A 22458-nucleotide genomic window follows, 5' to 3' on the forward strand; every position below is an offset into this window, starting at 1 on the left:
GACACTCTTCAATCAGTGATTGCTTGAGTGCTAGGTTGTATTTCGTCATGGAACACCCTCCCGAGGGGGTCAGGTGTCCAACATTCGGGGGGCAGTTCACGTTGGGCGGAACCCTAAGCGGCCGTTACCGAAGGAATGGATATGTACACAGTCCAACTGTGTTGACTGTCAGGCCGTCTTCGTAGGCAAGCCAGCTCCCACAGTTGGATCGCGGGGTGTCAGGCAGATAGGCGTCGGCTGGCAGGCCGTCTTCGCAGGCAAGCCAGCTCCCACAGTTGGATCGCGGGGTGTCAGGCAGATAGGCGTCGGCTGGCAGGCCGCCTTCGCAGGCAAGCCAGCTCCCACAGTTGGATCGCGGGGTGTCAGGCAGATAGGCGTCGGCTGGCAGGCCGCCTTCGCAGGCAAGCCAGCTCCCACAGTTGGATCGCGGGGTGTCAGGCAGATAGGCGTTGGCTGGCAGGCCGCCTTCGCAGGCAAGCCAGCTCCCACAGTTGGATCGCGGGGTGTCAGGCCACTCACTCAGAACGCCAACTTGTACCCCACCATCATCAACATCACCGCCAGGCACGGCCGCAGTACCCCGTCGGGAATCTTGCCGGTCATATGGCTGCCCACGTAGATCCCCGGCAACGACCCCATCAGCAAAAAGCCCAGCAAATGCCAGTCCATATTCCCCATGCTGGCATGGCCCAGGCCCGCCACCAATGTCAGGGGCACGGCATGGGCGATCTCGGTGCCAACCAGGCGCCGCGTAGCCAGGAACGGGTACAGGATAAACAGCGCCACCGTGCCAAGGGCGCCAGCGCCGATCGAGGTCAGGGCCACCATGGTGCCAAGGATCGCCCCGGTCACCACCGTCAGCGCGTTGAGGTTACGCGGGCGCAGATGATAGGAGTCGCCAGCATGACGCTGGGCAAAGGCCAACAGGCTTTTCTTAAACAGGATCGCCAGGGCCGTCAGCAGCAATACCACGCCAAGGGCCTGCTTGATCACCGCGTTCATCGCGCTGGGGTCGGTGTGCAGGCTCGCCAGGAACCATAACGTCAGCAACACCGCCGGCACGCTGCCCAGGGTGAGCCAGCCGGTGATGGTCCAGTCGATGTTCTTGTTCTTGCTGTGCACCAGCACGCCACCGGACTTGGTAATGGCAGCGTACAGCAGGTCGGTGCCCACCGCAGTGGCTGGGTTGATGCCAAACCACAGCAGGATCGGGGTCATCAGCGAACCGCCGCCCACCCCCGTCATGCCCACGATAAAACCCACGATCAGGCCGGCAACCACGAAACCAATATTACCTACATCCATTCCAGCTACCCAAGGCCTTATAAATTTCTGGCCGCAGGATAGCGATTTTTCTTATAACCACTTATACCGATGCGATCTGAGTTTATGCTTTTTTGGAAAACTTCACTCTTTTTGCAAAGGGGTGCATCCAAAAGGGTGCTTTGATCAAGCGACGTTAGGCAGCCACACACGAAACCGCGCCCCGCCCAAGGGAGACGCCAAGGCCGTCAAGGTGCCGCCCTGGGCCTCCAGGGCGCGCCGGCTGATCGCCAGGCCCAGGCCAAAGCCACCGGTTGCGCGGTCGCGGCTACGGTCCAGGCGGTAGAACGGCTCGAAGATGCGCTCGCGCTGGTCCGCCGGTATGCCGATGCCATCGTCGTCTACCCAGATTTCACAGCCTTTGGGGCGTACGCGCACGCCCACCTGGATGCGCCTGTCGCAGTAGCGCGTCGCATTGCGCAGCAGGTTCTGCAAGGCTCGGGCAGTCAGACGCGGGTCGAGGCTGAAGCGCTCAACAGCACAATCAAGCGCCACATCGATGACGATCTCGGGGTTTTCCAGCTCATCGTCGACGCTGCCCAACACGCTGTCGATAAACTCGTCGAGCGCCACCTCTACCCGCTCGGGCGATTGCGCCGGGTTTTGCAGGCGGCTGTAAGACAGCAATTCCAGCACCAATTCATCCAACTCACGAATATGCGCCACCAGGCTTTGCAGGCGCTCGCGGCTGGCCGGGGGCAAGTCTTCGGAAAGCGCCAGGGCCAGCCCGAAATCCAGACGGGTGAGCGGCGTGCGCAGCTCATGGGAGACCGCATTGAGCAAGTCGCGCTGCTGGTTCAAGAGATGCTCGATATCGTCGGCCATAGTGTCGAACACCGCCGCCAGGCCGCCGATGCTGGAGCTGGGTGCAAGCCCCGTGCGCGCCTCCAGATGGCCCTTGCCCAATAACGCGGCGGTACTTTTCAAACGCTCCAGGTCACGCCAGTGCGGCCGCAGCCACACCAGCAGGCACGCCAGCAAGGCGGCGCCGACCAGCACGTTCATCGACCAGTACAGCAGGTTCATGTCCAACGGGTCTGGCGGCACGGTCAGCTTGACCGCGAACTGCTGGTTGATCGGCGAACTGATTTCCTCCATCCAGCCCCACTCGCCCAGGCGGATCACAGGTTTGCCTTGCTCCAGTAACTGTTCTTCCTCAGGGGTATAGCGGGCGTCCTGGCGCAGTAACAGTTGCACCCTCAACGGTGCAAAATCGCGGCTCAATTGGTCGGTGACCTGGGACCAACGCTCCACCGGTGCCCGCTGGTACTGTTTGACCATGAGCTTTTGCAGGCCACGGGACTGTTCGATGTTGTAGTCCAGGTAGCGGTGTTCGAACAGCTGGATCACCAGCTTGGGAATCAGGTAAATCGCCGCACTGTAGGTGACGATGGTGATCAGGTAGAGGCGCAGCAGTACGCGAAACATGGTTCAGCATTCCCACTCGGAACGGCTGAACAGATACCCCTTGCCCCACACCGTCTTGATCTTGCGCGCCTCGCCCGCATGGTCGTCGAACTTGCGCCGCAGCTTAGAGATGGCCACGTCCACCGAACGGTCGGTACCGTTGAATTCGATACCGCGCAGGCGTTGCAGGATCTGATCGCGGCTGAGCACTTCGCCGGCATGCCGGGCCAGCACCACCAGCAAGTTGTATTCCCCGCTGGACAGCTCCACCGCCTGTTCGCGCCAGGTCACGGTGCGCTCGGACAAGTCGATGCACAGGTTGCCCATGACGATCTGGTCGCTGGCCACCTGGGGTTCGGACAGGCTGCTGCGACGTAGCAGCGTGCGCACCCGGGCCAGCAATACGCGCGGCTCGCAGGGTTTGGTCACGTAGTCGTCGGCACCCATTTCCAGGCCCAGCACCTGATCGTGGCTGTCATCGCGGGCGGTCAGCATCAGGATCGGCAGGCCCGCCGAATCGGCGCGCAGCAAGCGGCACACCTGCAGGCCGTCGAGGCCCGGCAGCATCAGGTCGAGGATCACCAGGTCCGGCGGGTTGAGACGTGCACGTTCGCGTACATGATCGCCACGGCTGAGCACGCTGACGTGGTAGCCATTGCGTTCCAGGTAGCTGGCAATCAGCTCGGAGAGTGCGGCGTCGTCTTCCACCAGGAGGATGTTGGGCATGGTGTTTCCAAATAATGCTGTTTGTTGGTGTGTTGCAGGATTGTGCAAGGATATACGCCCCCGACGCCACGTGCGCCGTACCTTACACTTCTTCACAGACCCGCTACACAGCTTCACAGCACCACGGCGCAGGTGCCCCTAGGATGCGCCAGTCAATATTGGGATAAGAGCATGTCGAAGAATCTATTTGCGCCGTTTTGCCTGTTGGCCCTCACACTGGCGCTGAGCGCGTGTGGTCAGTCGGCAGACGAGGCGCCACAAATGCCCCTGGCCAAAGTGCGGATCGAAACCCTGCAGGCCAAGCCCCTCTCTATTACCAGCGAACTGAGCGGGCGCATCGCCGCACCGCGTATCGCCGAAGTACGCGCCCGGGTCGCCGGGGTGGTCATGCAGCGGGTGTTCAACGAAGGCCACGACGTCAAGCAAGGCGACGTGTTGTTCCGTATTGACCCGGCGCCGTTCAAGGCCGACCTGGACAGTGCCCAGGCCAACCTGAGCAAGGCCGAGGCCAATGCATTCCAGGCGCGCCTGCAAGAACAGCGCTACAGCCAATTGGTCGAAGGCAACGCCATCAGCGGCCAGGAGTACGACAACGCCCGCGCCGCCCTGCGCCAGACCAACGCCGAAGTGGCCGCCAACAAGGCCGCCGTCGAGCGTGCCAGGCTGAACCTGGGCTATGCCACCGTGACCGCACCGATTTCCGGGCGCATCGGCCGCGCCCTGGTGACCGAAGGCGCGCTGGTCGGCCAGAACGAAGCCACGCCGCTGGCGATTATCCAGCAACTGGACCCAATCCACGCCGACCTCACCCAGTCCACCCGTGAGCTGAACGACCTGCGCCGCGCCTTTCGTGCCGGCAGCTTGAAGCAGGTCGGCCAGGACCAGGCCAAGGCTACCTTGATCCAGGACGACGGCAGCCTGTACCCGTTGCCGGGTAAATTGCTCTTCGCCGAAATCAGCGTCGATCCCGGCACCGGGCAGATCATCCTGCGCAGCGAGTTCCCCAACCCGGACCTCGACCTGTTGCCCGGCAGCTTTGTGCGGGTGCGCGTGGAACAGGCCGTGGACAAACAAGGCCTCAGCGTGCCGCAACGCGCCATCACCCGTGACAGCGCCGGTATCCCGATGGTGTTGTTGCTGGACGCCGAGCAGACCGTCAGCCAGCAGCCGGTGGAGTTGGGTGCGGTGATCGACAACCGCTGGATCGTCACCAGTGGCCTCAAGCCCGGTGACCGCATCATCGTCGAGGGCGTGCAACACGCACGCCCCGGTGAAAAAGTTGAAGTGGACGACAGCCCGCTCGTAAAGGAATAACCCGTCATGCCGCAGTTCTTTATTGACCGCCCGATCTTCGCCTGGGTGGTGGCCCTGTTTATCCTGCTGGCGGGCTTCCTGGCGATCCCGCAATTGCCGGTGGCGCAGTACCCCAACGTCGCGCCACCCAAGGTGGAAATCTACGCGGTGTACCCCGGCGCCTCGGCCCAGACCCTGGATGAGAGCGTGGTCAGCCTGATCGAGCAGGAGCTCAACGGCGCCGATCACCTGCTGTATTTCGAATCCCAGAGCAGCCTGGGCTCGGCGACCATTACCGCCACGTTCCAGCCGGGCACCGACCCGGAAATGGCCCAGGTGGATGTGCAGAACCGCCTCAAGGTCGTCGAGCCGCGCCTGCCGCAGGCCGTGACTCAGCAAGGCTTGCAGGTGGAAAAAGTCTCCGCCGGCTTCCTGCTGCTGGTCACATTGACCTCCAACGACGGCAAGCTCGACGACGTGGCGCTCAGTGATTACCTGGCGCGCAACGTGATGAACGAGCTCAAGCGCCTGGACGGGGTCGGCAAGGCCCAGTTGTATGGCGCCGAACGCGCCATGCGTATCTGGATCGACCCGCAGAAACTGATCGGTTTCAACCTCACGCCGGCCGACGTCAACGCCGCGATCAGCGCCCAGAACGCCCAGGTCTCAGCGGGCAGCATCGGTGACTTGCCGGGCACCCACACCCAGGAGATCACCGCGGCAGTGCTGGTCAAGGGACAACTTTCGACCCCGGCGGAGTTCGCCGACATCGTGCTCAAGGCCAACCCCGACGGCTCCACCGTGCGCATCGGCGACGTGGCACGGGTGGAAGTCGGCAGCCAGGAATACCAGTTCTCCACGCGCCTGAACGGCAAGCCGTCTACTGCCGTCAGCGTGCAACTGTCGCCCGGCGCTAATGCCTTGAGTACCGCAACGCTGGTGCGGGCGAAAATGGACGAGTTGTCGCGCTACTTCCCTGCGAATGTGGAATACAAGATTCCCTACGACACCTCGCCCTTTGTCAAAGTCTCGATCACCAAGGTGGTCTACACCTTGCTGGAGGCGATGGCGCTGGTGTTCGCGGTGATGTTCCTGTTCCTGCAGAACGTGCGCTACACCTTGATTCCCACGCTCGTGGTGCCGATCGCGCTGATGGGCACCTTCGCCACCATGTTGCTGCTGGGCTTCTCGATCAACGTATTGACGATGTTCGGCATGGTATTGGCCATCGGTATCCTGGTGGACGATGCCATCGTGGTGGTGGAAAACGTCGAGCGCATCATGGCCACCGAGGGCTTGTCGCCCAAGGAGGCGACGAAGAAAGCCATGGGCCAGATCACCGGAGCCATCATCGGTATCACCCTGGTGCTGGTGGCGGTGTTCCTGCCGATGGCCTTCATGCCGGGTTCGGTGGGCGTGATCTACCAGCAGTTCTCGCTGTCGATGGCCACCTCGATCCTGTTCTCGGCGTTCCTGGCCCTGACCTTGACCCCGGCACTGTGCGCCACGTTGCTCAAGCCGATTGCCAAGGGCGAACACCATGCCAAGGGTGGTTTCTTCGGCTGGTTCAACCAACGCTTTGAACAACTCACTAATCGCTACGAAGGGTGGGTGGCCTATGCCCTCAAGCGCAGCGGTCGCTACCTGCTGATCTACCTGGTCTTGCTGGTGGGCATGGGGCTGTTGTTCAGCCGCCTGCCCTCCTCGTTCCTGCCGGTGGAAGACCAGGGCTACACCATCACTGATATCCAGTTGCCACCGGGCGCCAGCAAGAACCGTACGGTGCAGGTGGCCGAACAGATCGAGGCGCACAACGCCGAGGAACCTGGGGTGGGTGATACCACCATGATCATGGGTTTCAGCTTTTCCGGTTCCGGGCAGAACGCGGCCCTGGCGTTTACCACGCTCAAGGACTGGTCGGAACGTGGCAGCGATGACTCCGCTTCCTCGATTGCCGATCGCGCCAACATGGCCTTCAGCGAACTCAAGGACGCGATCGCCTACGCGGTTCTGCCGCCACCAGTAGATGGCCTGGGCACATCCAGTGGTTTTGAGTTCCGCTTGCAGGACCGTGGTGGCGTCGGCCATGCAGGTTTGATGGCCGCGCGTACCGAATTGCTGGACGCTGCAGCGAAAAGCCCGATCCTGGCTAACGTGCGCGAAAGCGCCCTGGCCGAAGCCCCGCAAGTGCAGCTGGAAGTGGACCGCAAGCAGGCCAACGCCCTGGGTGTGTCGTTTGCCGATGTGGGCAACGTGCTGTCGTCGGCGATCGGCTCGGCGTATATCAACGACTTCCCCAACCAAGGCCGTATGCAGCGCGTGGTGGTGCAGGCCGAAGGCGACCAGCGCAGCCAGGTGGCCGACCTGATGAAAATCCACGTGCGCAACAACGCCGGGAAGATGGTGCCGCTGTCAGCCTTTGTCGAAGCCAAGTGGACCCAGGGCCCAACGCAGTTGACCCGTTACAACGGTTACCCGGCCATCGCCATCAGCGGCGAAGCCGCGCCGGGGCACAGCACCGGCGAGGCCATGAACGAAATCCAGCGCCTGGTCAGCCAGTTGCCTGCGGGGCTGGGCCAGGAATGGACGGGCTTGTCGTTGCAAGAGCGCTTGTCCGGCTCCCAGGCACCGTTGCTGTTGGGCCTGTCGTTGCTGATCGTGTTCCTGTGCCTGGCCGCACTGTATGAAAGCTGGTCGATCCCTACCTCGGTGTTGCTGGTGGTGCCGCTTGGGGTGCTGGGCGCGGTGTTGGCCGTGTCGCTACGCGGGATGCCCAACGACGTGTTCTTCAAGGTCGGCTTGATCACCATCATCGGCCTGTCGGCGAAGAACGCGATCCTGATCATCGAGTTCGCCAAGGACCTGTATGACCAGGGCGAGGACTTGATCGACGCCACCTTGAAGGCGGCGCGGTTGCGATTGCGGCCGATCATCATGACGTCCCTGGCGTTTATCCTCGGCGTAGTGCCACTGGCAATTGCCACCGGGGCCAGTTCGGCCAGCCAGCAGGCAATTGGTACCGGTGTGATTGGCGGGATGATCACGGCGACATTGGCGGTGGTGTTTGTGCCGGTGTTCTTCGTGGTGGTGATGAAGCTGGTGCGCAAGCGCCATAAACCAAACTGATCAACGCCGCTGCCAAATATGGGAGCTGGCTTGCCTGCGATGAAGGCGGCACAGGCGACATAAGTGTTGCCTGAACCAACGCTATCGCAGGCAAGCCAGCTCCCACAGGGTTATTGATTGCATTCATGATCAGGTACACCCGAATAAGCTATGGTGCTCACACATAGTTATCTGTGAGCCGCCATGCCCTTCCTCGCCCGCACCCACCCTCGCCTCTCATCCGCCGCCGTATTGGGCCTTGCCGTCGGCCTCCTGGTGCCGGCCGACACCCTTGCCAGCAAAATCCTGATCGGCTGGAACGCCGGGGTCTGGACCTACCTGATACTGATGCTGTGGTTGACCATTCGCGCCAAGGCCGAAGACGTCAAGCGCATCGCCGAAATCGAAGACGAGAACGCCGGCCTGGTGCTGTTCATGGTGTGCATTGCCGCCATCGCCAGCCTGGCGACCATCACCTACGAACTGGTGGGCAGCAAGGACCTGGCCACCTCCGAGCGCCTGCTGCACTACGGTTTTACCGGGCTGACGGTAATCGGCTCGTGGCTATTGATCGGGGTGATTTTCAGCGTGCACTACGCCAGGCTTTATTACACCTGGCCAGGCAAGGAACCCGCCCTACGTTTTGCCGAAGGCTTGCTCACGCCCAACTATTGGGACTTCCTGTACTTTTCCTTCACCATCGGCGTAGCGGTACAAACCTCGGATGTGGGCGTCGCCACCCGTGGCCTGCGCAAGGTGGTGCTGGGGCAGTCGTTGATCGGTTTTTTGTTCAACACCGCTATTCTGGGCTTTTCGATCAACATCGCCGCCGGGTTGTTTGGCTAGACTGCACAAACCTTCTAGACGCCCACCCCGGTGTCGCCGCTAATAGCCCTTCACTTTCCGCCTCGGTGTTGTATGCCTGCGCACAATTGGATCGACTTGTCCCAGGACGCCGACACCGGTATCGAGACCCTGCGCGCGCATTTCGAAGGCCATGCGTATGACCCCCATTGGCACGACAGCTACCTGGTGGGCGTCACCGAACAAGGCGTGCAGCAATTCAACTGCCGGCGCATGCGCCATGACAGCGTGCCGGGGCAGGTATTCCTGCTGGAGCCAGGGGAGCTCCACGACGGCAATGCCCCGACGGTCGACGGTTTCACTTACCGCATGCTCTACCTTGACCCGCAGTGGCTGGAACGGGAGATCGCCAGTGTCTTCGAGGAAGCACCCGCCCATCATCAGCTGAGTTTCGCCCGCACCTTGGCCAGCGAACCGCGCCTGGCCCTGGCCACCAGTCAGGCGTTTGAGAGTTTGCACCACGGCGAACTGCGGATCGTGCGACAGAGCGCGCTGGACTACTTGCTGGAACGCCTCACCGGCCAGCTCTATTGGCGCATGCGCTACCGGGATGACCCACGTTTGCCGCAGGTGGCGCACAAGGCCCGGGAATACCTGCACGCCCATCTGCATCAGGACGTCGGCATGGATGAACTGGCCCTGGCCTGCGGTGTCGACCGCTTTCGCCTGAGCCGCGCCTTCAAGAGTGCCTTCGGCCTGCCGCCCCACGCGTATCTGGTGCAACTGCGCCTGGCCCGTGCGCGGTATCTATTGGCCAAGGGCGATCAACCGGCAGACGTGGCGATGGCCCTGGGGTTCGCTGACCAAAGTCATTTGGGCCGCTGGTTCATGCGGGCTTATGGGCTGACACCGGCCGCGTACCGCAAATGCTGCACAAATCTTCCAGACCGGTAACGCCCGGGCTTGTGAAGATGGGCGCTCTAAATGAGCCCGCCGGAGTCCCCCGTCATGCTGTCCACGTTCGTGCCTTTCATGCTGTTCGCCTTTGTCGCCTCCATCACCCCCGGCCCGACCAATATCCTGGTGCTGAGCAACAGCGCCCGTTACGGCTTCAAGGCTGCATTGCCCATTATTCTGGGGGCTGGTGTGGGGGCGTCGGGGATTGTGCTGCTGGTGGGTTCCGGTGTGGGCCAGTCGCTGGCACAAATGCCCAGAGTGCAAACGGCGATGCAGTGGGTCGGCATGGCCTGGCTAAGTTACCTGGCCTGGCAGATCTTCAGCGCACCGCCGCATGTCATAGGGGAGCAATCTGCGCGCAGGCGACTCGGCCTGTTCGGCTCAGCGTGCTTGCAACTGATAAACCCCAAGACCTGGATGATGGCACTCGCTGTGGTCAGCGTATTTGCCGGCAACGGTGCAGAGCAGCAAAAACGGGTAATGTCTTTGTCACTGATATTTTTTTTGATATCGCTGCCTTGCCTCAGCGCCTGGGCAGTCTTGGGGGCAGGCTCCAATCGATGGCTGGCGTCCCCCCATGCGCAGCGACGTTTCAATCAATGCATGGCGTTGTTGCTCATGAGTTCAACCTGGATAAGTACGATCATGTGAGATTCTTCGGTAGGGGATCTAAACAGAGTTAAATGTCCAGACTGTCATTCTTAACAGTAGACACGCCCGTCAAGAAGCATCTAATACATCGTACGCCCAAGCAAGCCGGGCGCCAGAGAGCCACACGCAGCAAGATTTGTATACTGTTAGTTTTGACAGTTTACGGCGTCGATGCACTGCTGTTACATGAACCTGGCAGAGCCCCATCTACCTCTGTTACTCGCACAATCATCAGCGATGGAGAAGCGATCATGACCGTACTAGCGCAACCGTTAACCTTGGCGCAACAAAAGGCATTACGTCCCAAACGAATTGTTGCGACTGGCCTCTTCGAGGCGAAGGTCGATTTATCCCCCGTCGAATTTCAAACCACCACCGTGGTGCACGACTTCGAACAAGCTGTCTATAGAATCAATGGCCGACACGCCGATAACTCAGTGACCATAAAAGAAATATTCATTCAGATACCCGACAACGTTCGGGTAGGCCAGGAGATCGACCTGGAAAAACAAGAGTTCACGAATGTTAAGGTCTGGTATTCAGTAAAGTTACCCCAGGAGCATTATACAGTGAGCGCCATTGAGGGCACTTTGATCATTCGGGGACTCGCGGCCGGCGTCATTAAAATCAAAGGTACGCTGCATGCTACAACCGATCATGATATTAACGGGCATGCGCACGTCCTGGACGTCAACTTCGACCTGACCAGTTGATGTTATTCGCAAAAAAAAGCGCCCGCATCTTTCGATACGGGCGTTGTTGTGTGTTACGTCTTTACCAGGTGTAACGCACCCCTACGTTAGCGCCCCAAGGCTGTTCAACCCGGCCGCCGCTGCTGTGCTCAAGGTCGGCATGCAGCTGCAGGTTCTGCGAGAGCTTCACCGCCATACCCGCCCCGAATTCGGCGCGAGAGCCGGAAAGGTCGTTGTTGAACACATTGTTGTTCACCGAGACCTTATTGTTGTTGGCAAACTCATGCACCATCGCTGCGCGCAGGTAAGGCTGCACAACACTGCCGGAGTCGAGCTGGATATCCCGCCCGACGGTCGCGCCGGCCTTGGCCATGATCGAGCGCGTACGCTCACCCTTGGCCTCCAAGCCATTATCCAGGCTGTAATTGGCGCCCTGGATCACCACCGTAGACATTTGCGCGTAAGGCTCGATAAAGAACCCGTCGTCCAGCTTGATGTTACGACCGAACTCAGCCGACAGGCCGCCACCGGTATTGTTGTACTTGCCCTTGGATGAGGTGCCGTCACTCAGGCCCACCTTGGACTCATTCTGGAAGCGGTTAACCTTGGCCACCGCATCGAAATACAGGCCGCTCTCCTCGTCCAGCCAGGTCGCATACGCACCCAGGTAGTAACTCTTCACGTTCCCCGAGGTACCGCGCTTGAGGTTCAGGTCAGAGGTGCTGTGACCGGCCATTACGCCCACCAGCCACTGGCTGTCGGCCAAGGGTGTATCTGCACCGAGGGTAAAGCCCCGCTGGTTCTGGCTGTAGCCAATCCCGGTGCTGTCGGACACTTCGTACTTGTTGCCATAACCGCGTATCCACACGCCAGCCTGTCCAGGCTCGAAACGCAGCTCGCCCATACGCGAACGCAGGGAAGTCGCCTCGCCGTACCACACGGTCGGTGCGGTGTTGAACAGCGCCAATACCGAGCGGGTGCCGGGGCTGATCACACGGTTGTTCGGGTCGAGGAACCAATCGGTACCTTCCTTTTTCAGGCCATAGGAATAAGCGCCGACATCGACTACATCGCCCACCAGCGAAAACTGCGCATCACCGCCGCCGGTGTGAACGACGCGGATATCTTGCGGGTTGGTCGGTTCCGCACCGCTGGCTGCGAGCAACAGCTTGTGGTCGCCTTTGGCCTCGCCCTCAACGTTCAAGAAGTCCGTAATGCCACGGGCGAAATCGGTCCCCATGACGAAGGTGCCAGTACCCTCAAGGCTGTCTACGTCCAACTGGTAGAACGCATCGGTATCGCCGAACTTCACTGTACCGCCGGCGAGGCTCAAGGCGCCCACTTGGCTATTACCAGTCAACGCCCAATAAGACTGATCGCCGATGGCAAGGCTTGTGACATTCTGCAGTTGCCCCGTCAGCCCGGCACGGTTTTGCAAGCTCAAATGCGCCGTGCTGCCGTCCTCGACGATAACGTTGCCACGTAGGTCGCTGTTATCGACATTCATGCTCGCCACGGCGCCGCCGTTGACTTCCAGCAATGAACCGTTACCGCCGACCAAGGTCGAGCCGTTGCGTATATCGATCTCAACGGCCATGGCCTCGCCGGGAAAACCATTGACGGCAATGGCGGCACCGCTGCGACCTTCGACGCTGGAGTTATCCAATACCAACTTGCCCGTATTCGCGCTGTTGAGGTCATTGGTGAACACCACGCCGTTCTTGCCACCGATAATCCTGCTTTGGCTGGCAGTTGCCGTTGCACCATCGAGCAACACGCCAAAACTATCGACGCCGGTACCTTCGACCAACGTGTGGTCGTTAAAGTGCAGCTCACTGTTGCCAGTCGCCACTGCGCCACCGATGTGACCACGGATGGTGCTATTGAATACTTCGGCTACCCCACCCTTGTCAGAGTCGTGACTCTGGAACGCTTGCAGACCCATGGTGGTATGGCTGGTGATGTTGCTGCCGTTAATAAGCGCATCGCTGTCATCCAGACGCACCGCACCAAACACTGCGTGGCTTGAATCAACGGTGGCGCCGTCGAGGCTCACTAAAGAGCCTTGGGTGGCTCGGATGTCATTGATGCGGCTGCCCGCATTGACAATCAGTGCCGAATCGTTGACCAGGATATGTTGGGCCCGAGCACCATTGACGGTCAGTTCGGACCTGAAATCCAACTGCCAGTCATTATTGAGTTCGTTGCTTTCAATGGTTTTTGACTCACCAATCAGGTGGCCTGCCTGGGCGGTGGAATGCACAGCCGCAAACATAAAAAACGTAATAGTAGGAACTTTCATCATCTTGCTCAAAGGTTTGAGCTCGAATTCAGTTAACAATCGCATGTGAGTTCATCCTCTGGGTTAGAGCCTTCGAAACGGTTTGGCTCGTTCCCTCGGAATGAAGCCTTACCGGTGCGGCGCAGAGGTTACGCAGCGAACATACCCATGGCTGTAGGATTTATCTTAGATGGATGTAGCGGTTGATATTTTAGAGTGATGGAAAAACATACTTAATAAAAAAGCTGAAGGTCTTTCCTACAAGGAGCAATACGTAACTGTCAGACACACAAAAGGGAAGCCGTGCTTCCCTTTTGTATTTAGCGCTTATCATTGAGTTCAAGGTCTTACGATAGTTACCCCATCACAGTATGTCTCAGGGTTGGAAAATACAGTGTACACATCAACCAATTCACCGTTACCGGTTGCCCCGGTGTTGACAATCGTCGAGTAGGTCACCTCGCAAGGCCCAAGCACTGACTGGGTCAGGAATGGACGATAAGGGATTTCAACGACAAATCCATTGTCCTTATCCCCTTGGCTCAACGATGGGTGGGTAAAGGTCTGCGTGAATGGACCCGGTGGAAAGCCAAAGGCTTCACTGGAGATCGTAACGGTTACCGTCACGCTATTGCCTATCTCCAACCTCGGATCGCCTGGAATGAAGAGCTCGGCATAAAGCGTCGGTGGTGCTCCGGGCGCGCGAGTTCGCAAGGATTGGCAACTCCACTCGCCGTTGGCGTCAAGGTGTAAGAACTCAGCAGGCGGCAGTATGATCGTCACTGCATCAATCACATCGACCATGGTAACGCCCGACGGATTTTCATTCGTGGTGCCGGGGCCAATGACCACATAACTGACGGGCTGCACTCCATTGCCGTGACGGGCAACAACCTCCCAGGGAATGGTGAACGTCGCGTCAGCTCCGGGCACTGTCGTGCTGAGGGGGAAGGGCCCTACTCGCTCTTTCGTAGCCCCCCACAACAGGACAAACTCGTTATTCGCATGGGGCAGCGCTGCAATGCTCCAGAGTGGGATCACAATAGTGACAGGTTGATCCGCGTCGCCAATGCGCAGGGTGTTCAACTCTGGGGTGGGCCCCCCGCCAAACACCTGCGCCAGGTTCAACGCTGGGTTTACATCTCCGGGCTCAAGAGTGCCTGGAAGCACAGGCCCCTCCACTGACAGGTCAAGACGTACCGTTTTATCAGGAGAAAGGAAAAACACGCCATTTCGGTCGATACGGTAGCGCAGGGTCACCGTCTGCGGCCCCAGCGTCGCGGTGTACGCGGCTTTGATCGCATCATTCATATTGCTGAAGACCACCGGAAAATCAACCAGCTCAGCGGTTTGCGGCCCAAACGGCTGTGCTTCCCACTGCATCTCGAACTTGTCCAGGCCAGTGGCGTGGTCAGGATAATCTTCAACGTGGGCTTCAATCCCCTGCCGATAATCCTGAATATCGAGAAGATCATCCGTGCTGCCGGCACTTGGTGCCGGCGCCAAGGGCAGGAACGGCGCCAAGGGCCGCGGATCGTCCAACAAGGAGACTGTTCGAAAATCATTGAACGAGGGACGGCTGACGTTACCTGCCCGGTCAGTGATGGTGTAGAAAATATAATATTGCCCGCTCAGGACAATCTGGTCCCTGGCCAGGAAAAAAGTGCTTACATCAGGGGATGGCAACATAGGCACACCTGAGCCACTCACCAGATATTCGGGGCGCGGGTCCATCACCGGGCTGAAGTACACGTTAATCATATCCCCCGCTTCGAATCGCCCAGTCTGTGGACCAAAGTCATTCGAGGGGATCTCAATCTCCAGGCCCCCTTGATCGATCAGGAAGGCATCGTTAATGACCGTGCCCGGCGGCACATTTGCGAAGACTGGAACAACCGGCTGCTCGCGTGAAGTCGCTACGGCATAGGGTGCAATGGTATCAACCCGAAAAGCACCCGGGTTGGAGGAGTCAAGGGAGGGGCCTGGTATGCCGGCCTGATTACGGTATTGAGTATTTCTGAGCTCGTAGTAGCCATGTCGATACTCAGGTACCGGAGCGGGAATAAACCTGCTGATTATCGGAGGAACGGGCGTCAGGTTGATTTGATAAGGCGCCACCAAGGTGGTCCAGGTAGGCGGGCTCACAGTGATATCCCGGATTTCAATGCCCATCCAGTCCGTGCCCCTTGATGCTGTCCCGGTCCGTAACTGAACGTTAATGCCAACAGGGGCGACGACCGCCGGGATAAGGCCAGTGGCATCATCCAACGCCTCGTCAATCGTGGGTGCATTGAGAACCAAAGGCGCGGGTGTCGTAGTCGAACCACGTTTTCTACTCATTTCAGTCTCTCCTTGCTGCTTTAGAATAGGCACCGCGCGCTCTGGCGGGCCGCAAACGCTCGTTCAGTCACTTGAGTTACGGCCAGGAGACTGAAACCGGGACACACTCTCTTCAGCCGAATGATTCTTCGACCAACTACATTCAGTTCAAAATGCTCTAATAAACTTACACCCTGGCTCAGGGCTCGGGACCATTGCCGCCTTCCCAGCAGTAAACCGGGTTGGGCGGTGGTGGCGATGTAGGCACCACACGATCGAACTGCACAAACCTGGAAGCTGAACGGCCAATAATCGTGCCCGCTCTTGAAACGAGGTAGCTTGCTTCTCCACCGGCATTTATTTTCAATGGCCGGATTACGCGCTCGACGTCACGAATCCAGAAGTTGTAGCCGGATGCATCCGCCACTGCATCCCAGTAATGCTCAAGGGTTTCCACAACATTCGGATCTGGGTCGACGTCCGGATATTGGCCATACCCCTGGAACCTCAGCGTGATCAAATCCCCGTGCTGGATGTTCGGGTCTGCCGGGATTGCCACCTCGACTCCGTACCAGATTGGCGGTTGGGTGCTGCAGGTCAAAAACCGGTTTGGGTGAAGCAAAGCCTGAGGAAATTCAGGCCGAGTGAACTGGATGGGTGGAAGATCGGTTGCCAACCCGACCCGCGCCAACAATGAAAAGGTCGGGTTCACATTACCGGCGCGATCCTCCAAACGATAAAAACAGAAAAGCCATAGCGCGCCAGGGTAGGCGCGGAACACGTCATTGGGCACGTCCACAAAAATGCGGCCGCTATCACTGGTCAGCGGTGGCGAAACCAGAGTGGGTAGGCCGGTTGGCAGCATGTTCATATCCGAAAAGTACATCAGCACCTTGTCCCCGACTTCACGTCCCAGATAGCCCTCGGGGACCTCCATGCGCACCAAAGGGTTAGCATCCAGATAGGGTTGGGTGATCGGATCGATCGGAAAAATGGCGGGCGCAAGTAGACTGCCCACGCCTGGGGCGTCGCGGTCGATTCTAATCGTCACGGGCGACGAGGTATCGACACTCGGGCTATCTGGCCGGGTGTTATGAATCCGGTAGCGCAGGTCAACGATGGCACTGCTCAGCAGGAAAGCCTGAGGAATCGTCATGGGCAGAGGGAAGTCGGCATCCGTCAGTGGGCCACGCAGCTCAACGGGCGGGGTATCAACGGACCTGGCACCTCGGACATGCCATTCGAAAATCACGTACTGAAACCTTCCGGGGCCGGGCAAAACCGCCCAAGGTGTCTCAAGCAAGATGCGTAGATCAGTGAAATTGAATCGAGCGGGTAATAATCCATCTGGCAATGCGTCGACGACTGTTGGCTCCTCAAGCACAAGGATGCCTCCTGAGCCCGTAGGCCCATTGGCACTCTGGCCAGCGGTGGAAGTAGTCATTTAAACCTCCCGTCATTCAAGCATTTTCTAAACCGCCCCCTGCTCTCAGCATGCCAATACCAGAGGTTCTGTTGGGGCCATTGAACACCTCCTCTGGCCCAGCCGATACTGTCAAAACTCACAGGTAGGACCACCGCTCGTCGGCTCTCCCGGCTGACCAGTGGCTTCACACGACCAAGATTCTCTTGACGAAGACGATGGGCTAGTGTTTTCTGAAACCGGTTTCATCCCGTTACTCATTCCAATAAGAAAGGCTTTGCCGTGACTCCATTTTCCGCCGCCCAGCGCAGCCGCGTGACCATGCTCGACGTCGCCGAGCGCGCGGGCGTGTCCAAGGCCAGCGTGTCGCGCTTCATCGGCGATGACCGAGCCCTGCTCTCCGACGCCATCGCCCTGCGCATCGAACAGGCCATCGACGAACTCGGTTATCGCCCCAACCAGATGGCCCGTGGCCTCAAGCGTGGGCGCACGCGTCTGATCGGCATGCTGGTGGCCGATATCCGCAACCCCTATTCCATCGCCGTGATGCACGGCGTCGAAACCGCGTGCCGCCAGCACGGCTACAGCCTGGTGGTGTGCAACACCGACCGCGATGACGAGCAGGAGCGCCAACACCTGGCGGCGCTGCGCTCGTACAACATCGAAGGGCTGATCGTGAACACCCTGGGCCATCACCTCGACCAACTGCTGGAACTGCAACGGGAAATGCCCCTGGTGTTAGTGGACCGCAAGGTCGCACCCTTGCACAGCGACCTGGTGGGCCTGGATAACCCGGCGGCGGTGCGTATGGCGGTGGAACACCTGGAGCAGCAGGGGTACCGCGACGTGCTGCTGGTGAGCGAGGCCACCGATGGCACCAGTTCACGTTTGGAGCGTCTGGAGAGTTTCAACACCGAGATTGCCAAACACCCGGCGTTGACAGGTGCCGTGGTTGAACTGGATGGTGAACTGGAAAAGCGTCTGCAAGCCTTTCTCGCCAAACCCGGCCCCAAGGCACTGTTCTGCGCCAACGGCGTGGCAGCACTGGCCTGCACCCGTGCACTCAAGGCGCTGGGCTGCGACCTGTTCGGCGAGGTGGGCTTGATCGCCCTGGATGACCTGGACTGGTACCCGCTGGTGGGTAATGGGATTACCGCCCTCGCCCAACCGACGCAAGCGATTGGCGCCAGCGCTTTTGACTGTTTGCTCAAGCGCCTGCGCGGCGATACCGCCCCCACGCGCACCCTGGATTTTTTACCCGAGCTGATTATCCGTGGCTCGACACAATCCCCTGTAGGAGCGGGCTTGCTCGCGAACGCGATAGATCAGCCACTCTGGCGCTAACTGACACACCGCCTTCGCGAGCAAGCCCGCTCCCACATTTTGTTTTGCGTATAAAAATGAAACCGGTTTCAGAGGCAAACAACAATGCATAAATACCCCGTCTCCATCAGCCTTTCCAGCTACGGCGCCGACCTGGTTCGCCAGCAGGGTCAATTGAGTTTTGTCGCGCTGCTGAGCGCCGCCGGTGCCCAGCGCATTGAATGGCGTGAAGAACTGCTCACCACCGAGCAACCGGCCGAACTGGCCCTGGCCGCTGCAGAACAAGGCCTGGAATCCGTATTTTCTTCGCCCTTGGAGCTGTGGGTCGCCGGCCGTGCCCAGCCCAATGCCGAGCTGGCCGCTACCCTGGACCGCGCCCAGGCCTTTGGCTCGGGCTGGCTGAAGGTCTCGCTCGGTTACTTCACCGATACCAACGATCTGGAAAGCCTGCACGCCCTGCTCAATCGCCACCCGGTCAAGCTGCTGGTGGAAAACGACCAAACCCTGCACGGCGGGCGCATTGAACCGATGCAACGGTTTTTCACCGAAGTCGAACGCCTGGGCCTGCCGGTGAAAATGACCTTCGATATCGGTAACTGGCAGTGGCAAGACCAGTCCGCGCTCACTGCTGCGCGGTTGCTGGGCCGGCATGTGGATTACCTGCACTGCAAGGCCGTGGCCCGTCGCGCCGACGGCAAGCTCGTGGCCTTGCCGCCGGGCGCCACCGACCTGCATCTGTGGGAACAACTGCTTAAACACATGACTCAAGGTATTACTCGGGCGGTGGAATTTCCGTTGCAGGGCGATGACCTGATCGAGGTCACCGCACAACAGGTCGCGACCCTGGCCCGCCTTGGCCAACCCCATGTGGAGAACGCCCATGTCTGAGATCGATATCCTCTCGTTTGGCGAAACCATGGCGATGTTTGTCGCCGAACAGACCGGCGACCTGGCCCAGGTCGGTCAGTTTCACAAACGCATTGCCGGCGCCGACAGCAACGTCGCCATCGGCCTGTCGCGCCTGGGATTCAACGTGGCCTGGCTGAGCCGCGTGGGTAACGACTCCCTCGGGCGCTTTGTGGTCGATACCCTGACCAAAGAGGGGCTCGATTGCCGCCATGTGGCCGTCGACCCGCTGCACCCCACCGGCTTTCAACTCAAGTCCCGTGAGGACGCCGGCGCAGATCCTCAAGTGGAGTATTTTCGCCGAGGCTCGGCGGCCAGCCACTTGTCCATCGATGCCATCCACCCAGCGCTGCTGCAAGCCCGCCATCTACACGCCACCGGCATTCCACCAGCACTGTCCGATGCCACTCGCGCACTGTCGTTCGAGCTGATGGCGCAAATGCGCAAGGCCGGGCGCAGTGTGTCGTTCGACCCGAACCTGCGCCCGTCCCTGTGGGCCAGCCAGGCGCAGATGATCCGCGAAATCAATGCCCTGGCCGCTTTGGCCGACTGGGTCCTGCCGGGCCTGGGCGAAGGTCGCCTGCTCACTGGTTTTGACGACCCGCAAGACATCGCCGCGTTCTATCTCGACCAGGGCGCCGAAGCCGTGGCGATCAAGCTCGGCGCCGAGGGCGCCTATTACCGCACCCATATGGACCAGGGTTTTGTCGCCGCCATACCGGTGGCCAAGGTGGTGGATACCGTGGGTGCCGGCGATGGCTTTGCCGTGGGCATGATCAGCGCCCTGCTGGAAAACTTAAGCTTCCCCGAGGCCGTACAGCGCGGTAACTGGATCGGCAGCCGCGCCGTGCAGAGCCGCGGCGATATGGAAGGTTTGCCCAGCCGCGCAGAACTACCCACCCGATCCGTTGCGTGACCCATTACCTGTTGCCACAACTACAACAAGCTCAGGAGCAACCCCATGGAAACCGTGAAACTCGCCACCCGTCGCTGGTGGTACATCATGCCTATCGTGTTTATCACCTACAGCCTGGCCTACCTGGACCGCGCCAACTACGGCTTCGCCGCGGCGTCCGGCATGGCCGAGGACCTGATGATCACGCCGGGCATGTCTTCGCTGCTCGGCGCGCTGTTTTTCCTTGGCTACTTTTTCTTCCAGGTGCCGGGGGCGATCTACGCACAAAAGCGCAGCGTCAAGAAACTGATCTTCGTCAGCCTGATCCTCTGGGGCGGCTTGGCGACGCTGACCGGCGTGGTGTCCAACGCCTACATGCTGATCGTCATCCGCTTCATGCTCGGGGTGGTCGAGGCCGCCGTGATGCCGGCCATGCTGGTGTACCTGTGCCACTGGTTCACCCGTGCCGAACGCTCGCGGGCCAACACCTTCCTGATCCTCGGCAACCCGGTGACCATGCTGTGGATGTCGGTGGTGTCGGGCTACCTGGTGCAGCATTTCAGCTGGCGCTGGATGTTCATCATCGAGGGCCTGCCGGCGGTGTTGTGGGCGTTTATCTGGTGGAAGCTGGCCGATGAGCGCCCCAAGGATGCCAAGTGGCTGAGCGACGCCGAAAAGCACAGCCTGGAAACCGCCCTCGCCGCCGAGCAGGTGGGAATCAAGGCCGTGAAGAACTACGCCGAGGCGTTCCGTTCGCCCAAGGTGATCATTCTCGCCCTGCAGTTTTTTTGCTGGAGCATTGGCGTGTACGGCTTCGTGCTGTGGTTGCCATCGATCCTCAAGGCCGGCTTGCAGATGGACATGGTCGAAGCCGGCTGGCTCTCGGCCCTGCCCTACCTGGCAGCGGTGATTGGCATGCTCGTGGTGTCCTGGGGTTCAGACAAGCTGCAAAAACGTAAGCGTTTTGTCTGGCCGCCCCTGCTGATTGCGTCGATTGCCTTCTACGCGTCCTACGTGTTGGGCGCCGAACACTTCTGGTGGTCCTACACCCTGCTGGTGATCGCCGGGGCGTGCATGTATGCACCCTATGGTCCGTTTTTCGCCATTGTCCCGGAAATCCTGCCGGCCAACGTCGCCGGTGGCGCCATGGCACTGATCAACAGCATGGGCGCCCTGGGCTCGTTCGGTGGCTCGTACCTGGTGGGTTACCTCAACAGCAGCACCGGCTCACCCGGCGCTTCGTACCTGCTGATGAGCGGCGCGCTGCTGCTTTCCGTGGTGCTGACGATTTTCCTCAAGCCCGGCGCCAGTGACCGCTCGCCGGCGCCAACCCTGGAGTTGAAGGTAAAGACCTCATGAAAAAGTCCGTTGTGTTGTACAAGAAACTCTCCGCGCCGCTGATGGCTCGCCTGCATGAGCAGGCCGAGGTCACGCTGATTGATGCACTGGATGAGACCGGCCTGGCCAAACTGCGCGATGCACTGCCCACCGCCCATGGCCTGTTGGGTGCAAGCCTGCGCCTGGATGCCCAGTTGCTCGACCTGGCACCCAAGCTGGAAGCAGTAGCCAGCGTCTCGGTGGGCGTCGACAACTACGACATCGATTATCTGACCCAACGCGGCATCCTGCTTAGCAACACCCCGGATGTGCTCACCGAAACCACCGCCGACACCGGCTTTGCGCTGATCCTGGCGACAGCCCGACGCGTGGTGGAACTGGCCGACATGGTGCGCGCCGGGCAATGGAACAAAAACATCGGCCCGGCGCATTTCGGTAGCGATGTGCATGGCAAGACGTTGGGTATCATCGGCATGGGCCGCATCGGCGAAGCCCTGGCCCAGCGCGGCCATTTTGGCTTCGGCATGCCGGTCATCTATCACAGCCACTCACCCAAGCCGGCGGTGGAGGCGCGCTTTGGCGCGCAGTACCGAAGCCTCAAGGATTTGCTCAAAGAGGCGGATTTTGTCTGCCTGACGTTGCCGTTGACCGCTGAGACCGAGAAGTTGATTGGCGCCGAGGAGTTCGCGCTGATGGGGCCGCAGACGATCTTTATCAATATCTCCCGAGGCAAGGTGGTGGATGAGGCAGCACTGGTGGAAGCGTTGCAGCAACGCACTATCCGCGCGGCGGGGTTGGATGTATTTGAGAAGGAGCCGCTGGATCACGCGTCGCCGTTGTTGCGGTTGAACAATGTGGTAGCCACGCCGCATATCGGCTCGGCCACTCATGAGACGCGGGGGGCGATGGCCAAGTGTGCGGTGGATAATCTGTTGGCGGCACTGGCTGGCGAAAAGCCGGTAAACTTGGTGAATCCAGGGGCATGGAGGCACTGACACAGCACAAGAGCAAAGGT

General features: G+C 59.9%; 17 protein-coding genes. 11 read left to right on the top strand and 6 right to left on the bottom strand.

All coding sequences use genetic code 11. The features are described 5' to 3' along the window. Nucleotides 1-519 precede the first annotated feature (519 nt). From CER19_RS23775 to CER19_RS23785, 3 genes are all read right to left on the bottom strand, one after another. Nucleotides 520-1305: a sulfite exporter TauE/SafE family protein gene (locus tag CER19_RS23775; RefSeq protein WP_116668195.1), complete on the bottom strand. Its 786-nt coding sequence runs from the start codon at nucleotides 1303-1305 to the stop codon at nucleotides 520-522. Between the two features lie 144 nt (nucleotides 1306-1449). After that, nucleotides 1450-2751 (bottom strand): ATP-binding protein, encoded by a 1302-nt coding sequence (locus tag CER19_RS23780; protein ID WP_116668196.1) that lies wholly within the window; start codon nucleotides 2749-2751, stop codon nucleotides 1450-1452. A 3-nt stretch (nucleotides 2752-2754) separates the two neighbouring features. Continuing rightward, nucleotides 2755-3456: a response regulator transcription factor gene (locus tag CER19_RS23785; protein WP_003190934.1), complete on the bottom strand. Its 702-nt coding sequence runs from the start codon at nucleotides 3454-3456 to the stop codon at nucleotides 2755-2757. 171 nt (nucleotides 3457-3627) lie between these two features. Between CER19_RS23785 and CER19_RS23790 the strand changes: the two genes are divergently transcribed. The 6 genes from CER19_RS23790 to CER19_RS23815 all read left to right on the top strand — a co-directional run bounded on the left by CER19_RS23790 (nucleotide 3628) and on the right by CER19_RS23815 (nucleotide 10979). After that, nucleotides 3628-4770: an efflux RND transporter periplasmic adaptor subunit gene (locus tag CER19_RS23790; protein WP_116668197.1), complete on the top strand. Its 1143-nt coding sequence runs from the start codon at nucleotides 3628-3630 to the stop codon at nucleotides 4768-4770. 6 nt (nucleotides 4771-4776) lie between these two features. Then, the gene (locus CER19_RS23795) at nucleotides 4777-7875 is read left to right on the top strand and encodes an efflux RND transporter permease subunit (protein ID WP_116668198.1); all 3099 of its coding nucleotides are present in this window, start codon (nucleotides 4777-4779) and stop codon (nucleotides 7873-7875) included. A gap of 183 nt (nucleotides 7876-8058) precedes the next feature. Continuing rightward, the gene (locus tag CER19_RS23800; protein WP_116668199.1) at nucleotides 8059-8700 is read left to right on the top strand and encodes a DUF1345 domain-containing protein; all 642 of its coding nucleotides are present in this window, start codon (nucleotides 8059-8061) and stop codon (nucleotides 8698-8700) included. A gap of 72 nt (nucleotides 8701-8772) precedes the next feature. After that, the gene (locus CER19_RS23805; RefSeq protein WP_116668200.1) at nucleotides 8773-9612 is read left to right on the top strand and encodes an AraC family transcriptional regulator; all 840 of its coding nucleotides are present in this window, start codon (nucleotides 8773-8775) and stop codon (nucleotides 9610-9612) included. A 54-nt stretch (nucleotides 9613-9666) separates the two neighbouring features. Then, complete coding sequence (locus CER19_RS23810; RefSeq protein WP_116668201.1) at nucleotides 9667-10266, top strand: LysE family translocator; 600 nt, start codon at nucleotides 9667-9669, stop codon at nucleotides 10264-10266. Nucleotides 10267-10517: 251 nt separating this feature from the next. Further along, nucleotides 10518-10979, top strand: a complete 462-nt coding sequence (locus CER19_RS23815) for a hypothetical protein (protein ID WP_116668202.1) — start codon at nucleotides 10518-10520, stop codon at nucleotides 10977-10979. A 61-nt stretch (nucleotides 10980-11040) separates the two neighbouring features. Here the strand turns inward: CER19_RS23815 and CER19_RS23820 are convergent, their stop codons facing one another. The 3 genes from CER19_RS23820 to CER19_RS23830 form a co-directional block, all read right to left on the bottom strand. Continuing rightward, complete coding sequence (locus tag CER19_RS23820; RefSeq protein WP_116668203.1) at nucleotides 11041-13305, bottom strand: autotransporter outer membrane beta-barrel domain-containing protein; 2265 nt, start codon at nucleotides 13303-13305, stop codon at nucleotides 11041-11043. A 273-nt stretch (nucleotides 13306-13578) separates the two neighbouring features. Continuing rightward, nucleotides 13579-15579 carry a hypothetical protein gene (locus tag CER19_RS23825; protein WP_116668204.1) on the bottom strand — a complete coding sequence of 667 codons (2001 nt, stop codon included), beginning with the start codon at nucleotides 15577-15579 and terminating at the stop codon, nucleotides 13579-13581. Between the two features lie 178 nt (nucleotides 15580-15757). After that, nucleotides 15758-17002, bottom strand: coding sequence for a hypothetical protein (locus tag CER19_RS23830; RefSeq protein WP_116668205.1), 1245 nt, complete (start codon nucleotides 17000-17002; stop codon nucleotides 15758-15760). A 261-nt stretch (nucleotides 17003-17263) separates the two neighbouring features. Here CER19_RS23830 and CER19_RS23835 point away from each other — a divergent pair, with 261 nt between their 5' ends. The 5 genes from CER19_RS23835 to CER19_RS23855 all read left to right on the top strand — a co-directional run bounded on the left by CER19_RS23835 (nucleotide 17264) and on the right by CER19_RS23855 (nucleotide 22438). Next, nucleotides 17264-18325: a LacI family DNA-binding transcriptional regulator gene (locus tag CER19_RS23835; protein ID WP_116668206.1), complete on the top strand. Its 1062-nt coding sequence runs from the start codon at nucleotides 17264-17266 to the stop codon at nucleotides 18323-18325. Nucleotides 18326-18409: 84 nt separating this feature from the next. Continuing rightward, nucleotides 18410-19192, top strand: coding sequence for a sugar phosphate isomerase/epimerase (locus tag CER19_RS23840; protein WP_003190919.1), 783 nt, complete (start codon nucleotides 18410-18412; stop codon nucleotides 19190-19192). After that, on the top strand, nucleotides 19185-20126 hold the full coding sequence (locus tag CER19_RS23845; RefSeq protein WP_116668207.1) for a sugar kinase: 942 nt from the start codon (nucleotides 19185-19187) through the stop codon (nucleotides 20124-20126). The genes CER19_RS23840 and CER19_RS23845 overlap by 8 nt, the downstream gene beginning before the upstream one ends. Nucleotides 20127-20171: 45 nt before the next feature. Then, complete coding sequence (locus tag CER19_RS23850; RefSeq protein WP_014718725.1) at nucleotides 20172-21464, top strand: MFS transporter; 1293 nt, start codon at nucleotides 20172-20174, stop codon at nucleotides 21462-21464. Continuing rightward, nucleotides 21461-22438, top strand: coding sequence for a D-glycerate dehydrogenase (locus CER19_RS23855; RefSeq protein ID WP_116668208.1), 978 nt, complete (start codon nucleotides 21461-21463; stop codon nucleotides 22436-22438). The genes CER19_RS23850 and CER19_RS23855 overlap by 4 nt, the downstream gene beginning before the upstream one ends. Nucleotides 22439-22458: the final 20 nt, after the last annotated feature.

Origin of the sequence: Pseudomonas sp. GL93 (assembly GCF_003408955.1) — a bacterium.
Classification (GTDB): domain Bacteria; phylum Pseudomonadota; class Gammaproteobacteria; order Pseudomonadales; family Pseudomonadaceae; genus Aquipseudomonas; species Aquipseudomonas paracarnis.

What these genes read in the sequence shown, in the direction of transcription:
- CER19_RS23775 (WP_116668195.1), bottom strand. Translation starts at nt 1,305, where the DNA reads ATGGATGTAGGTAATATTGGTTTCGTGGTTGCCGGCCTGATCGTGGGT.
- CER19_RS23780 (WP_116668196.1), bottom strand. Translation starts at nt 2,751, where the DNA reads ATGTTTCGCGTACTGCTGCGCCTCTACCTGATCACCATCGTCACCTAC.
- CER19_RS23785 (WP_003190934.1), bottom strand. Translation starts at nt 3,456, where the DNA reads ATGCCCAACATCCTCCTGGTGGAAGACGACGCCGCACTCTCCGAGCTG.
- CER19_RS23790 (WP_116668197.1), top strand. Translation starts at nt 3,628, where the DNA reads ATGTCGAAGAATCTATTTGCGCCGTTTTGCCTGTTGGCCCTCACACTG.
- CER19_RS23795 (WP_116668198.1), top strand. Translation starts at nt 4,777, where the DNA reads ATGCCGCAGTTCTTTATTGACCGCCCGATCTTCGCCTGGGTGGTGGCC.
- CER19_RS23800 (WP_116668199.1), top strand. Translation starts at nt 8,059, where the DNA reads ATGCCCTTCCTCGCCCGCACCCACCCTCGCCTCTCATCCGCCGCCGTA.
- CER19_RS23805 (WP_116668200.1), top strand. Translation starts at nt 8,773, where the DNA reads ATGCCTGCGCACAATTGGATCGACTTGTCCCAGGACGCCGACACCGGT.
- CER19_RS23810 (WP_116668201.1), top strand. Translation starts at nt 9,667, where the DNA reads ATGCTGTCCACGTTCGTGCCTTTCATGCTGTTCGCCTTTGTCGCCTCC.
- CER19_RS23815 (WP_116668202.1), top strand. Translation starts at nt 10,518, where the DNA reads ATGACCGTACTAGCGCAACCGTTAACCTTGGCGCAACAAAAGGCATTA.
- CER19_RS23820 (WP_116668203.1), bottom strand. Translation starts at nt 13,305, where the DNA reads ATGCGATTGTTAACTGAATTCGAGCTCAAACCTTTGAGCAAGATGATG.
- CER19_RS23825 (WP_116668204.1), bottom strand. Translation starts at nt 15,579, where the DNA reads ATGAGTAGAAAACGTGGTTCGACTACGACACCCGCGCCTTTGGTTCTC.
- CER19_RS23830 (WP_116668205.1), bottom strand. Translation starts at nt 17,002, where the DNA reads ATGACTACTTCCACCGCTGGCCAGAGTGCCAATGGGCCTACGGGCTCA.
- CER19_RS23840 (WP_003190919.1), top strand. Translation starts at nt 18,410, where the DNA reads ATGCATAAATACCCCGTCTCCATCAGCCTTTCCAGCTACGGCGCCGAC.
- CER19_RS23845 (WP_116668207.1), top strand. Translation starts at nt 19,185, where the DNA reads ATGTCTGAGATCGATATCCTCTCGTTTGGCGAAACCATGGCGATGTTT.
- CER19_RS23850 (WP_014718725.1), top strand. Translation starts at nt 20,172, where the DNA reads ATGGAAACCGTGAAACTCGCCACCCGTCGCTGGTGGTACATCATGCCT.
- CER19_RS23855 (WP_116668208.1), top strand. Translation starts at nt 21,461, where the DNA reads ATGAAAAAGTCCGTTGTGTTGTACAAGAAACTCTCCGCGCCGCTGATG.